The sequence below is a fragment of the Devosia geojensis genome, assembly GCF_000969415.1.
Taxonomy (GTDB): Bacteria; Pseudomonadota; Alphaproteobacteria; order Rhizobiales; family Devosiaceae; genus Devosia; species Devosia geojensis.
The window spans coordinates 63755-78154 of the sequence record NZ_JZEX01000199.1; the positions used below are offsets into that span (position 1 = coordinate 63755).

General features: G+C 67.3%; 9 protein-coding genes and 1 other annotated feature. Of the genes, 4 read left to right on the top strand and 5 right to left on the bottom strand.

Annotated elements, in window-relative coordinates; all coding sequences use genetic code 11:
• Positions 1-28: 28 nt before the first annotated feature.
• From arsK to VE25_RS21235, 3 genes are all read right to left on the bottom strand, one after another.
• On the bottom strand, positions 29-1231 hold the full coding sequence (gene arsK, locus VE25_RS21225; protein ID WP_046110668.1) for an arsenite efflux MFS transporter ArsK: 1203 nt from the start codon (positions 1229-1231) through the stop codon (positions 29-31).
• Between the two features lie 12 nt (positions 1232-1243).
• Positions 1244-1576, bottom strand: a complete 333-nt coding sequence (locus VE25_RS21230; RefSeq protein ID WP_046110669.1) for an ArsR/SmtB family transcription factor — start codon at positions 1574-1576, stop codon at positions 1244-1246.
• A gap of 65 nt (positions 1577-1641) precedes the next feature.
• A complete protein-coding gene (locus VE25_RS21235) occupies positions 1642-3126 on the bottom strand; it encodes a sigma-54-dependent transcriptional regulator (protein ID WP_046110690.1) in 1485 nt (494 codons plus the stop codon).
• 221 nt (positions 3127-3347) lie between these two features.
• Positions 3348-3403 (top strand) — a sequence feature (sul1 is cis-regulatory element that is thought to sense ions involved in sulfur or methionine metabolism; They are found in Alphaproteobacteria).
• Positions 3404-3469: 66 nt separating this feature from the next.
• Between VE25_RS21235 and VE25_RS21240 the strand changes: the two genes are divergently transcribed.
• A complete protein-coding gene (locus VE25_RS21240; protein WP_046110670.1) occupies positions 3470-4954 on the top strand; it encodes a SulP family inorganic anion transporter in 1485 nt (494 codons plus the stop codon).
• Between the two features lie 106 nt (positions 4955-5060).
• Here VE25_RS21240 and VE25_RS21245 read toward each other — a convergent pair whose 3' ends face one another.
• Positions 5061-5525, bottom strand: a complete 465-nt coding sequence (locus VE25_RS21245) for a glutathione peroxidase (RefSeq protein WP_046110671.1) — start codon at positions 5523-5525, stop codon at positions 5061-5063.
• Positions 5526-5691: 166 nt separating this feature from the next.
• Here VE25_RS21245 and VE25_RS21250 point away from each other — a divergent pair, with 166 nt between their 5' ends.
• Positions 5692-6099, top strand: coding sequence for a DoxX family protein (locus tag VE25_RS21250; protein ID WP_046110672.1), 408 nt, complete (start codon positions 5692-5694; stop codon positions 6097-6099).
• A gap of 49 nt (positions 6100-6148) precedes the next feature.
• Here the strand turns inward: VE25_RS21250 and VE25_RS21255 are convergent, their stop codons facing one another.
• Complete coding sequence (locus VE25_RS21255; protein ID WP_046110691.1) at positions 6149-10003, bottom strand: DUF4082 domain-containing protein; 3855 nt, start codon at positions 10001-10003, stop codon at positions 6149-6151.
• Positions 10004-10296: 293 nt separating this feature from the next.
• Between VE25_RS21255 and VE25_RS21260 the strand changes: the two genes are divergently transcribed.
• Positions 10297-11937 (top strand): L,D-transpeptidase family protein, encoded by a 1641-nt coding sequence (locus VE25_RS21260; RefSeq protein ID WP_052732144.1) that lies wholly within the window; start codon positions 10297-10299, stop codon positions 11935-11937.
• A gap of 455 nt (positions 11938-12392) precedes the next feature.
• A complete protein-coding gene (mepK, locus tag VE25_RS21265; RefSeq protein WP_052732145.1) occupies positions 12393-14069 on the top strand; it encodes a peptidoglycan L,D-endopeptidase MepK in 1677 nt (558 codons plus the stop codon).
• Positions 14070-14400 lie beyond the last annotated feature (331 nt).

Below are 14400 nucleotides of genomic sequence, written 5' to 3' on the forward strand. Positions count from 1 at the left end.
CGAGCCGCCAAGGGGAAGTCGAGGGGGCTCAGGCCGGCCCCGGCGCCGGCGCGGCCATGGCGGAACGCAGCGTGACCCGCCATATGGCCAGGAACGCCAGCATGCCGAAAAGCCCGACGCCGACCACCATCCAGAGCGAGACCGTCGTGGCCGCGAGCGCAGCGACGAGGGCAAAGACGAAGGGCGCGAAGGCCGAGACGACGAGGCGCGCCGAGCTGATCCAGCCGAGGCGTCGCCCGTAGCCGCGCGTACCGAAAAGCACGAGCGGCAGCGTACCGGACACGATGCTGGAAAGCCCCGAGCCGAGCCCGAAGAGCACCGCGAACACCGCGGCGCCCGCCGGCAGCGGCGCGGTCAGCGCCAGCACCGCGAGGCCCGCCGGCATGAGTCCCGCTCCGATCGCCGCCAGCAGCGGCTGCGACAGCCCCTTGCCGAAGCGCATGTTGATAATCCGGCTGGCGACCTGCGCCGGGCCGAAGAGCGTGGTCACCACCACCCCCGCCGCGCCGAGCCCGAGGCCTGCCAGCAGCGGCACCATGTGCATCATGATAGCCGATGAGACGAAGCCGAAAGCGGCGAAGCCGGCAAGCATGAGGAGAAAAACAATCGGCCGCGATGGACTTTCCGGCGCATCCGCCTGGTCGTCGGACTGCTCGGCACGCATGCCCGCCCGGCTGCGGCTGAACCGGGCGAGCCAGCCATGCACCGGCAGGCAGACGAGGAGGTTGAGCCCGGCAAAGACGAAATAGACCTCGCGCCAGGTGAGGACCTGGTGCAGGGCGCTGGTCAGCGGCCAGAAAACCGTGGAGGCGAACCCGGCAATGAGCGTCAGCAAGGTGATCGAGCGTTGCGCGCCTCGCCCGGAGATTTGCGCCAGGGCGGCGAAGGCGGTCGCATAGAGGACGAAGGCCGACGCCACCTCGATGGCAACGAGCCCGGCAACGAAGCTCATGCCCTCGGGTGCGAGACCGCACACTACCAGCGCCATAGCGGCGGCCGCCGAGCCCCAGGTCATCACCCGCGCGGCGCCGAACCGGTCGGCCCATGCGCCCGCGATCGGCGAGATCAGCCCGCCCGCGACCAGCGAGCCGGCAAGCGCTGCGTAGATCCATTCGGCGGACCACCCGAAATCCGCCGCCATTGCCGGCGCCAGTACGCTGAAGCTGTAGTAGAGCGTGCCGTAGCCGATGATCTGGGTGAGGCCGAGGGCCCAGATGACGGCGGCGGGCATGGCGATGATCCTTTATGCGGGTCGGCTGGTCGACAGGGTGGACAAAGTGACGGACGTGCCGGCATCGGCGCAGCACTCGTCCGAGAGATAGCCGACAAGGGCGTTCATGACGGGATAGTTGGCCCGGCAGATGAGGGTCGTCGCCTGCCGTTCCTGGGTGACGAGGCCGACCTCGACGAGCTTGTGGACGTGGTGCGAGAGCGTCGAGCCGGCGATGTCGAGCCGCTCCTGCAAGCGGCCGACGGGCAGGCCCGCCTCGCCGGCGCGCACCAGCATGCGGTAGATCTCCAGACGCTTGGTATTGCCGAGCGCCTGCAGGCGTTCGGCCGCTATTTCGAGTTTCATCGAACTACGGATAGGCCGCCCGCATTGGGATCGTCAAGGGCTATTTCGATATCTGCCGAAATAGCTCAGGCCGCGTCGCTGTCGATCCCGTCCGTCAGCCCGTATTCGTGCAGCTTCCTGTAGAGCGTCGAACGCCCGATGCCGAGCACCCGCGCCACGCGCGCCATGCGCCCGTCGTGGTGGGCGATGGCGAAGGCGATGAGCTCGCGCTCGATCGCGGCGAGGGTCGCCACTTCCCCGTTCTCGTCGAGGAACCGATCCTGCGCAGGCGCCGTTTCCTCGGCCTGCCGGCGGCGGGCCGGAGCATGGTCGACATGAACGGGCGCCGCCGGCACCGGCACCGCGTCGAGACTCATCAGCGCCGCCTCGCGCCCGCCGAGCTGGGCGACGACCTGCGGAAAGTCGGCGGTTTCGAGATGCGCCCCCTCGGTCAGCACCACCGCGCGATAGACCGTGTTTTCGAGCTGGCGGATATTGCCCGGCCAGTCGTAGCGCCTGAGCAGGTCGAGCGCGCCCTCCTCTATGCCGGTCACGCGCTTGCCCGTCTCGGCGGCAAAGCGCGCAATGAAGTGGTCGACGAGCGCCGCAATATCCTCGCGCCGTTCCCGCAGCGGCGGCACGTAGATCGGGAAGACGTTGAGGCGATAGTAGAGGTCCTCGCGGAACTCGCCCGCCTTGGTGAGGTTGAGGAGCCGCCGGTTGGTCGCCGAGATGATGCGCACGTTGACCCGCTCGGGCCGGCTGGCGCCCACGGGCTCGATCTCGCCCTCCTGCAGCACGCGCAGGAGTTTGACCTGCGTTTCCGGGGGCAGATCGCCCACCTCGTCGAGGAAGATGGTGCCGCCATTGGCCTCGGCGAACTTGCCCGGCTGGTCGCAGACGGCGCCGGTGAACGCGCCCTTCTTGTGGCCGAAGAGGGTCGAGTCGACGAGATTGGCCGGCAGCGCCCCGCAGTTGACGATAACGAACGGCTTGCCTGACCGCTCGCCCGCGCCCTGGATCACCCGGGCGACGAGCTCCTTGCCGACACCCGTCTCGCCCTCGATCAGCACCGGGATGTTGGACTTGGCGGCCTTCTGCGAGAGCGTTGCGACCCGCGCCATCGCCGGGGCCTCGGTGATCATGTGCGCCAGCGAGAAGGTGCCGCTTCTCCTGGCCTGCTCGGCCCGCACCGCCGCCTCCAGCGTCTCGAGCCGCAGCGCGTTGCGCAGCGACATGATGAGACGTTCGGGCGGCACGGGTTTGACGAAGTAGTCGGCCGCGCCCTGGCGCATCGCCGTCACCACGGTTTCGAGCGAAGCGCTCGCCGTCTGGATGATGACGGGAACGGATATCCCCTCGCGCGCCATCGCCTCCATCACCGCCATGCCGTCGAGTTCGGGCATGACGAGATCGAGGATCACCGCGCCGATCGCGGGGTCGGATTTGAGGATGCGCAGCGCCTCGGCGCCGCCCGTCGCGGTCAGCGCGCGAAAACCGGCGCGGTCCGCCACTTCCGCCGTCAGCCGCAGCTGCACGGGATCATCATCGACTACCAGAATACGCGTCATGTCTTCCTTGGGATCGGCCCGCAAGTTCTTCCGGCAGCACGACTTTCGAATCGGGCTGTGCCGTTTTGATGCAGGCTAAGGAAGGCGCCTTAACAGGGTTTTAATCATGCGCGGCGCCTTCGCTGAGAAAGCATCCGCTCCCGGCATGCGCCCGGCGCATGGTCGCGCCGCGCGCCAAAGGGTTGCCTGCGCGCAGGAATCAGGCCAGATGCAGGGTAGTCGTCGGACCCGGTGCAACTCCGGGTGGCTCTTCCGGCCGCCGATCCGCCGGACAATCCAGAAAACGTTACGCACAAGCTCGCACCCCCTGAGATGCGCCGCGGATGTCGCGTGCTGGACTTCAATGACATTCATTCAGACCTTTCGCCGTAACTGGCTCTCCAATGTTCGGGGCGACCTGCTTTCCGGGCTCGTCGTCGCCCTTGCCCTCATTCCGGAAGCCATCGGCTTTTCCATCATCGCGGGCGTCGATCCCAGGGTCGGGCTCTACGCCTCGGTGATCATCGCCATGGTCATCGCCGTCACCGGCGGGCGGCCGGCCATGATCTCGGCCGCAACGGCGGCCACCGCCGTGCTGATGGGCACGCTGGTGCGCGAGCACGGGCTGCAGTACCTGCTCGCCGCCACCGTGCTTGCCGGCGTGATCCAGATCGTGGCCGGCATGGCGCGTGTGGGCTACATCATGCGCTTCGTCTCGCGATCGGTGATGACAGGGTTCGTCAACGCGCTGGCCATCCTCATTTTCATGGCGCAGCTGCCCGAACTCATCGGGGTTTCCTGGCAGTCCTATGTGATGATCGCCGGCGGCCTCGCCGTCATCTACCTCTTCCCGCGCATCACCCGCCTCGTACCCTCCCCGCTCGTCTGCATCCTCGTGCTGACCGCCGTCGCCCTGCTGTTCAACGTCGATACGCGCATCGTCGCCGACCTCGGCGAACTGCCCGACGCGCTGCCGACGCTGCTCGTTCCCAACGTCCCCTTCACGCTCGAGACCCTCTGGATCATCCTGCCCTATTCGATCGCCGTCGCCGCGGTCGGGCTGCTGGAGAGCCTGTTGACGGCCTCGATCGTCGACCAGATGACCGATACGGGCAGCGACAAGAACCGCGAGAGCATCGGGCAGGGCATCGCCAACTTCGTTTCCGGGCTCTTCGGCGGCATGGCCGGCTGTGCCATGATCGGCCAGTCGGTGATCAACGTGAAGTCGGGCGGACGCACGCGCCTCTCGACGTTCGCGGCCGGCGCGTTGCTGCTCTTTCTCCTCATGGTGCTCGGCGACTGGGTCGGCCTCATCCCGATGCCGGCGCTCGTCGCCATCATGATCATGGTCTCGATCGGCACCTTCCGCTGGTCGTCCCTGCTGGACCTCGCAAAGCACCCCCGCCGGTCGAGCATCGTCATGCTGGCGACGGTCGTCACCGTCGTCGGCACCCATAACCTGGCGCTCGGCGTCGGCGTCGGGGTGCTGCTCTCGGGGATATTCTTTGCCTGGAAGGTGGCGCAGATCTTCCGTGTCACCTCCAGCTTGTCCGAAGACGGCACATGCCGGACCTACCGTATCGAAGGCCAGCTGTTCTTTGCCAGCGCCGATGATTTCCTCGCCGCCCTCGACTTTGCCGAGAGCCTCGAGCGGGTGCGCATCGACGTCGGCGCCGCCCATATCTGGGATCTCACCGGCGTCAACGCCGTCGATACCGCCGTGCTGAAATTCCGGCGGACGGGTGCCGAGGTCGAGGTGATCGGACTCAACGAGGCGAGCGCCACCATCATGGACAAGCTCGCCGTGCACGACCAGCCGGGCGCGATGGAGCGCGTGCTGGGGCACTAGTCGCCGCAAAACAAGACTTGGGTTAGGGCTCCCGTTCCGCTTCAACCGGAACGGGACATGCTCCAGGCGCAAGCGCCGCGGGCCGGCTCTCCGGCCCCGCGCACCGTTACAGCCGGGCTTCGATGGCCGGAGCGATGTCGACCGGAACCACCGTCGGCGCGAACCGCTCGGCGACCTGCCCGTCGCGCCCGACGAGGAACTTGGCGAAATTCCACTCGATGTCGCCCGGATGCCCGGCCTTGAGCCAGGCATAGAGCGGGCTCTCGCCCGGCCCGTTGACCTCGATCTTGGCGAACATGGGAAAGCTGACGTCGTAGTTGACCGAGCAGAACTCGGCGATCTCCTCGGCGCTTCCCGGCTCCTGGCCCATGAACTGGTTGCAGGGAAAGCCGAGGACGACGAGCCCTCGCGGCCCATACTGACGGTAGAGCGCCTCCAGCCCTTCGTATTGCGGGGTCAGGCCGCATTTGCTGGCGGTGTTGACCACCAGCACGAGCTTGCCCGCATAGGCCGAAAGCGGCTGGGCCGCGCCCGACAGCAGCGGCAGGGTGAAGTCGGAAAGCGTGGTCATCTGGAAAATTCCAAAGGAAATGGAGCGGGAGGAAACGTCGCCATCATGGCCGTCCGTTTGTTGCGCGGCAGCCGGACGTTACGAAATAGAGTCACAAATGTCGAACTGGCCCGGGCTGTTTCGTCGTCACAAGGCAAGGATATCCCTGGCGTGGAGGAGAAAGCTCATGTTTCCCGATCTCAATCGGCATTCGCCCAAGTTCCTGGCCGTACTGCGCATTGTCACCGCGATCCTCTTCATCGAGGCCGGCAGCTATCACCTGTTCGATTTCCCGCCCCCGATCCATCCGCCTCCGCCCCCCGAGATGGAAACGCTGCTGTTTACGGCGGGCGTTCTCGAACTCGTCGGCGGCATCCTCCTTCTCGTCGGCTTTCTCACCCGTCCGGTCGCCTTCGTCCTCGCCGGCATGATGGCGGTCGCCTACTGGGGCTTCCACTACCCGATGAATCCGTTCCCCTCGAACAACATGGGCGTGGCGGCGATCCTCTATTGCTTCATCTTCCTCTACCTCTTCGCCGCCGGCCCGGGAGCATGGGCGCTCGACAACGCCCGCGCCCGCACCGCCCGGGCATGACGGCTGCAACCATCCACTACCGCGAGAGCGGGAGGATGTTCCTCCCGCCTCATTCGAAGATCACGTCCACCCAGTAGTTGGTGGCGTTGAACGTCGAGGCGGGAAAGCTCGTCGCGCCATAGGCGTAGACGCCGTTGCCCCCGCTCGAAGCGCTCGACGGCGCGGTGAGGTTGCCGTTGGTGGTGCCCGAGGCGAAGTAGTTGCTGGTGGCCGAATAGAAGCCGGACGAGTGGTAGGAGACGACATAGGTCTGCCCGCCGGTCACCGCGACGGGTGTGGGAAACAGCGCGGTCTGCCAGCCGCTCGGTGTTTCGTTGGTGAAGGTGAGGCTCGCAACGAGCGAACCGCCGCCCGTCCAGAGCGTGGCGGTATGCGTGCCCGTGTTCTGCGGCCCCTTGTAGAAGCGGATGCCCTTGATCACGCCGTTGATGGCGGGCACGAACTTCATGCCCAGCTCCACCGCCTGGGAGTCGTTGACGGTGATCGTCGATGGCACGGCGGAGGGCGCGAAGACGCCGGCGCCCGTCGGCATCACGAAGAGGCTGACATCGCCCGTGTCCGTGCCGCCCTGGCCGTCGGATACGGTGTAGGTGAAGCCGGCATGACCCGCATAGTTGCTGGCCGGCGTGAAGGTAACGATGCCGGTGCCGCCGTTGAAGCTCACCGCGCCGTTGATAGCCGAACCAACGGCGGTGACGCCGAGCGTGCCGCCGTCCACGTCGCTGTCGTTGCCGAGAAGGCTGGACGCCGGGATCTGCAGGGCGGTGTTGACGGTAGTGGAGAAGCCGTAGTCGGCGCCGGCCGTCGGCGCCTGGTTGCCGCCGCTCGCCGTGAACAGCACGTCCACCCAGTAGTTGCTGGCGTTGTAGGTCTGGTTGGGGAAGGTGCTGGTCGTGCCGTAGGCAAAGACCCCGTTGCCCCCGCTCGCGCCGCTCGCCGGCGCCGTCAGCGGACCGTTGGTCACTGCCGAGCCGAAAAAGTTCTGGTTGGCCGAATAGAAGCCGTTGCTGTGGTAGGAGACCACGTAGGTCACGCCCGCGCTCACCGCCTGCGGGGAGGCAAATAGGCCGGTCTGCCAGCCGCTCGCCGTCTCGTTGGCGAAGGTCAGGCTCGCCATCTCACTGCCCCCGCTCATCCACAGGCGCCCGGTATGGGTGCCGGTGTTCTGCGGCCCCTTGTAGAAGCGGATGCCGGTGATGACCCCGCTGACGGCGGGGATGAACTTCATGCCCAGTTCCACCGAACCGCTATCGTTGACCGTCACTGTCGCCGGCACGTCCGTCGGCGCAAAGAGCGTCGCGCCGCTCGCCGGCGCCACCACGGTGATGGAAACATTGCCCGTATCCGTCCCGCCCTGTCCGTCCGAGACCGTATAGACGAACCCGGCATTGCCGGTGAAACTCGCGGCGGGGGTAAAGGTGATGGTGTTGGTGCCGCCATTGAGGCTCACCGTTCCGTTGCTGGGCGAGCCGACCGAGATGATGGTCAGCGGATCACCGTTGGCATCGGTATCGTTGGCGAGGAGCTGACTGACGGACAGCTGCAGCGGCACGTCGCGCTCGGTGACGAACCCGCTGTCGTCCCCCGCCACCGGCGGTTGCGGCGTCGTGCTGGCCGGATGGTAGAGCACGTCGACCCAGTAGTTGGAAGCGTTGTACGTCTGATTGGGAAAGGTCGTCGAGGCGCTGACGGCATAGACGCCGTTGCCGGCTCCGGGGCCGTCCGCCGGCGCGGTCAGCCCACCGCCGGAAATGGCGGAGGTGAAGAAATAGTCGTTGGCCGAATAGCGGCCGTTGGTGTGGTAGGACACAACGTAGCTCGCTCCGCCGGTCACCGGAACCGGGCTCGAGAACAGCGCCGTCTGCCAGCCGGAAGCGGTTTCGCCCGTGAACGTCGTGGTGGCCAGCAAACCACCCGCCGCCGTCCAGAGCGTGGCGGTATGCGTGCCCGTGTTCTGCGGCCCCTTGAAGAACCGCACGCCCGAGATCGTGCCGCTGGCCCCCGGCGTGAACCGCATGCCCAGTTCGAGCGAGTTGGTGTCTTGGCTGTCGAGCACCATCGGGCGTGCATAGGGCGAGAACAGGGTCTGCCCCGTCGGCCCGGTCACCGTGATCGAGATGCCGGGGGCCGGAACCTCGATATTGCCGCTGTCGTCGGTCGCCCGCGAGCGGACCGCGTAGACGCCGCCGAGCGAGGGCGTCCAGGAAAAGCTCCAGCTTTCGCGCCCGCTGGCCTTGTGCCAGGTCGCGCCGTTGTCGGTCGAGACCTCAACGCCACCGACCACCCCGCCGCCGGTATCGGCCGCCGTGCCGGCGATCGTATAGGCCTGGTTGTGGGGGATGGCTCCGGGCGGGGCGGTGATCGTGGATGTCGGGGCGGTGAAATCGGTCGAGGCCGTCGCCGCCGTCAATCCGGCTTCCAGCGAGGCCGGCTGCACGCCCATGTCGGCGAAGAGGTTGACCATGGCCTGCTTCACCCGGATGTCGTCCGGCACCTGCTCGAGGTCGTGGTTCGCGTCGAGCCCCCAGGCCCAGTAGACGGTGCCCGCGCCGAACACCAGAGCGCCGCTCGGGGCGCGGTAGAGGGTGAGGCTGTGTTCGGCGGTGCCTGGCCCGGTGATCGTGCCATAGTCGAGCAGGAGGCTATGGACGCTGACCTGCGCGTAGGAAAAGTTGATGAGCCCCGCCGGTCGATGGCCGTTGTCGAGATCGGAATCCCACTCGTAGCCGAGGTACCCGGTGGTGAGGGAGGCGGTCTGCCCGATGCCGATCTCGTCGACGCCGGTATCGCGCCAGAAGCGCATGCGCGAGTGGGCGTAAGGGATCTGGATGGTATCGAGCCGGTAGGAATCGACAGTGAAGATCGTGCCGGTCAGCGCGTTCTCGGGCCGTCCCGCGCCGATCGCGTTGGGGCCGGCAAAGCGCGGATCGCGCCAGGTGCCGGTCCACTCCGTTGCCGGATCGATGTCGCCGTGGGCGCGCGTTTCCTTGTAGCAGACGAGGGTGCGATAGGGCGTTGCCGGGCCGGCTATGCTCGGCTCCCAGCGCGTACGCCAATAGACCTCGTTGCCGCTGAGGAAGGCGAGGTGCACGCCTGCGTCGCGCGCCGCCTCGACATTGGCGCGCTGCTCGCCCGACCAGTATTCGTCGTGCCCGACGGAAAGATAGATCTTGTGGTCGAGCAGCAGGCTGCCGTCGCGCGAGGCGTCGACGCCCGAAATATAGGTGACGTCGTAGCCGTTCCGTTCCAGCCAACGGATGGCGGAGTGCTCGACCCCGAAGATCCAGTCCTGCGGACCGGCATGGAAACCGCCCCAGCGGGTGATGAACGGCCGGTTGTAGCTGACCTTGTAGGCGCGCCCGGCCGTCGCCGGATCGGAGCCCGGGCCGTCGCCGCCGTAAAGGCTCGCCCCGCCCCAATGGTTGTAGGCCTGCCAGGTGGTGTCGGAGGTCTGGAAGACGATGTCCGCCTCGTAGCCGTCATTGCGCACGATGAAGGCGATGTGGTTCTGCCCGAACGTGGCGTCCTGGCGCACGAGCTTGGCGATGTAGATGCCCGAGATCGCCGTGGAGGGGATGGCCCACGAGGCGGACACGGCCCAGTTGCCGGCATCGGCAATGCCCGTCGCGTCGCGCACGGGGGCGGGCTGCACCTGCGGCTGGGCGATCTGGCGCTGGATGGTGTGCACCTTCCGTGCGCCCATGCCGCCATAGTAGCCCAGGCGGTAGATGTCGATCCGGTAGTTGGTGCTGGCCGTGTTGACCTTGAACTCGACCGTGCCGCCGGCATTGACGCTGATCTGCGTCGCGAAGCCCTCGATCGTCCAGTTGCTCGTCTCGGCGATGTCCCACTCGCTCTGCGGATTACCCGTCAGCAGGTTTTCGGTGACGATCCGGTTGGTCATCCCATGCACCCTCGGCTCATCCGGGCGTATCCGAGTCGCGAGCGGCCAAGAAAAACCGGCCGGCGGAGACGCTTGCGCGACCCTACTGCGAAACGCGCGCGCGGCCGAACTAGCCAAAACGAGCTAGTCCGGCCGATGACCGTTGCAGGCGCGCAACAAGCGCCGCTCACAAATCGGCGAGCCATGGCGGCGTTAAGGCTTCGGGAGTATGGATGCGCTTAGCTATCGGGGTTTGGCACGCGATTCTCTTTCGCGCCGGCGGCAGGGGGCCCGCCCCATGGCATGGAGACCCTATGATTAAGCTCTTGGCTGGTGTTGCGCTGACGGTGCTTACGGCGGCCGCCGCCCTTCCCGCCCTTGCCCAGGACGTGGCGAGCCTTGAATTGCGGCGCGTGGTCATCGCGCCGCCGCAGAATTCCCTGGCAACGACGATCAAGCAGGGCCTGGCGTCCGCCTATGCCGGCACCAAGCCCGGCACCGCCGCCCACGAGGAAGCCCAGCGCCTCTACTATTTCTACGGCGAACGCTACTTCGAGCCGCTCTGGCTGTCGCTCGCCGCCGACGGGTCCCTCGCCTTCTCCGACAAGGCCGAGGCGATCCTCGACATCTTCAGGCAGGCCGGCAGCGAAGGCCTGCGGCGCGAGGACTATCTGACCGCCGATCTCGACGTTTCCGCCGCCGAAGGCGACCCGGCCCGCATGGCCGCGCTCGAGACCGCGTTCTCGGCCGCCGCCCTGCGCTATGCCACCCACATCTATACCGGCCGCATCCGCCCGCAGGACGTCTCCGCCTTCCTCGACATCGCGCCCAAGCGCCTCGACGAAGCCGCGCTCCTCATGCGCCTGGCTTCCAGCGACGACCCCGGCGCGGTCTTTGCCGAGCTCGAGCCGAGACACCCGGAGTTCCTGGCATTGAAGGCCGCCCTCGCCCGCTTCGAGAGCGACAAGGTCGACCGTCCCGAGCCCCTGCCCGACGGGCCGACCATCAAGCCCGGCATGAGCGATCCGCGCGTGCCCCTGCTGCGCGAGCGCCTGAAGATCACCGCCTCCGCCGAAGCCTTGACCGTGTACGACCAATCGCTCGCCGACGCGGTCAAGGCCTTCCAGGAGGCCCAGGGGCTGGAGGCCGACGGCGTCGTCGGCCCGGCGACGCTGGCCGCCTTCAACGGCGGCGGGCCCGTCACCCGCGCCGACATCATCGCCAACATGGAGCGCTGGCGCTGGATGCCGCGCGAGCTCGGCGACTTCAACGTCATGGTCAACGTGCCCGAGTTCCGTCTTGCCATCAGCGACCACGGCAAGCAGGTCTACGCCACCCGCGTCGTCGTCGGCACGGTCAAGAACCAGACGCCGATCTTTTCCGACAACATCCGCCACATCGTGGTGAATCCTTACTGGAACGTGCCAAACTCGATCATCGCCAACGAGGTCGCCCCGGCGGTTCTGCGCAACCCCGGCTACATCTCCGGCCAGAACATGGAGCTCCTCTACAACGGCTCGGTGATCAGCGCGTCCTCGGTCAACTGGGGCATGGTCTCGTCCAGCAACTTCCCCTTCCGCGTGCGCCAGAAGCCGGGGCCAAGCAATGCGCTCGGCCAGATCAAGTTCCTCTTTCCCAACAAGCACGACGTCTATCTCCACGATACGCCGTCCAAGTCCCTCTTCGCGCGCGGCTTCCGCGCCTACAGCCATGGCTGCATCCGCGTCGAGAACCCGATGGAGTTCGCCGACGCCCTGACCGTCAACGAGCCCGCCATCGACCGCGCCTCCCTCGAGGCCCTGTTCGGCCCCTCCGAGCGCTGGGTGAACCCGCAAAAGCACATTCCCGTCCACATCGCCTACTTCACCCTGCGCGTCTCCGAGGACGGAACCCTGCGCTCCTTCGGCGACGTCTACGGTCACAACGAGAAGCTCATCGAGCTGATGGGCCTCTGATGGCCGCGTAGCCGGCGCCACCATGTCGCCCCGGCGAAAGCCGGGTTCCAGCACACGCTGGTGACGCGCTCCTGCTCGCCCCTTTCACCGGGTCATCCCCGCGAAAGCGGGGACCTCTGTTTGGTATCCTCCACCGAAGAAAACTGGGGTTCCCGCTTTCGCGGGAATGACCCGGTGGTCGGCGAGCCGTCTCAAGATTTCGCGATGTCTGGCGTACGCGGCAACGGCCCCCGCCCCGCAACCTTCCCTTAACATTTTCGCCTTGGTTCGGCCGGCATTAGGCCGTAAAACCCCTGACCGAGGGCATGCCGGGAGGCGTTGACGCAGGGTTAGCGTTAACGGGTTCTAGTAAGGTTTGCGCTAAAAGTCCGAGAAATTGACCACGATCCGACCGGACAGTGTATAGCGTGACGGGGACTTTTCGTTTGAGGGCAATTCGTATCGCACGGCTTTTCATGGCCGCCGTCGTCAGCCTTGCCGCCATCTTGCCGCAGTCGCTGCCGGCCGCCGCCGCCAGCGAGCGGGCGCTCTATCTCTACTATACCCACACCAAGGAAACCGCGCGCATCGTCTTCAAGCGCAACGGGCAGTACGTGCAGTCGGGCATCAACGAGCTCAACCGGTTCCTGCGCGACTGGCGCCGCAACGAGCCGGCCAAGATGGACCCGCGCCTCTTCGACCTCGTCTGGGAGGTCTACCAGGAGGTCGGCGCCACCCAGCCGATCCACATTGTTTCCGCCTATCGCTCGCCCGCCACCAACGCCATGCTGCGCGCCAGCTCCTCGGGCGTCGCCGAGAACTCCCAGCATACCCGCGGCAACGCCATGGATTTCTACATCCCGGGCGTTCCGCTCAACCGCCTGCGGGCGGTCGCCATGAAAAAGCAGGTCGGCGGCGTCGGCTACTATCCCAATTCCGGCAGCCCCTTCGTCCATCTCGATACCGGCAATGTGCGCGCCTGGCCGCGCATGACCACCGCCCAGTTGAAGGAGCTGTTCCCCGACGGGCGCACCCTCCATGTGCCGACCAATGGCCGTCCGCTCTCGCAGGAAGGCTACAAGCTCGCCCAGGCCGAGTGGCAAAGGTGCCATCAGGTACCGTGCGGCGGCGGGTCTTCCGGCACGGCCGTCGCCGGCTCCGGCCGCACGCTGATGGATCTCTTCACCGGCGGCGGCAACGCCTCCCGGCAGGCTTCTGCGCCCGTCGCGGTCGCAGCCGCCACCCAATCCGCTCCGGCGGCGTCGGCGTCCGCGCCTTCGGCCTCTGCGTCTTCGGGCAGCCGCGTCGCCCCCGTCCCGGCCATGCGCCCGGACGTCCAGCTCGCCGCGGCAACCGCCGCCGCACCGGTTCCAGCCGCCGCGCCGCAGTCGAACGAGCCCGAAATGGTTCCGTTCTCGACCGTCGGCAGCGCTCCTCTGACGCCCGAGGAGCTGACCGTCGCCAGCCTTGCGCCGATCCCGGCCATCAAGCCCGCGACCCTGCGGCAAGTCACCGACGGCGAGACCGCCGTCATGGCCATCGCCGCGCTCGATGCGCCGGTGCCTGCCCCGCGTCTCCACATGACCGATCCGTCGGACGAGCGCGAGACGATCCTCACCGCCTATGCCGCCCCCGCCGCCGAGCGCGCCCTCGAGAACCTGATCGCAAGCGACACCACCGAAGTCGCGGTCGCGCCGCGCCCCACCGTCCCCGCGCCGGACACGCGTCCCGGCCTCATCAGCGCCGCGACCCTGCGCACGGCCTCCCTCGGCGGCCTGCCTTCAGCCCCGGCTCCCGTTCCCGCGCCCGACATCTTCGAGGCCACCTTCAGCGCCGTCGAAGGCCAGCCGCAGGCGCGCTCGCTCGCCGAGGCGCTGGCCAATCTCGTCGGGAACGATCGCCCGGCTGCCGGGATCGCCGCACGCGAGGTTGAACTCGTCGCCCCGGACCTCGACCACGTCGCCCAGGTCATGGCCCTGCCCGGCCCGGTTAGCTCGGCCCACTACGCCGTCATCTTCGAGCACGATCAGGCCGACTTCGATCCGGCCACCGAGCTCGGGCGGCACGTGACCGTCATGGGCATCGGCGACTTCCCGCCCATCCCCACCTCCAACCGCTTCCAGCCCGCATCGCTGACCCTCGCCTCACGGTAGGCCGTCATCCCACCACAGGCACCATGCGTCCCCCTCCCCACTCGGGTAGCGCTTGCGCGCTCCCGTGCACAGGCTCTTGAGGGCGGAAATGAGGGTGGGGCACAAGGGTGCCACCACCACCGGCCGTCATCCCGGCGAACGCCGGGACCCCATCCTGAGATGCAGCACCAGCCGCAAGGTGTGTGAACGGGCAAGGCGCACAGCCGCGCTCCCCGTGCATGCGGCTGTGCTCGGGGCTGGGTCCCGGCTTTCGCCGGGATGACAGCCGGTGGGTGGGGGCAGACACCCCGCCACAGGCACAATGCGTGCCCCTCCCCCTTGAGGGGAGGGG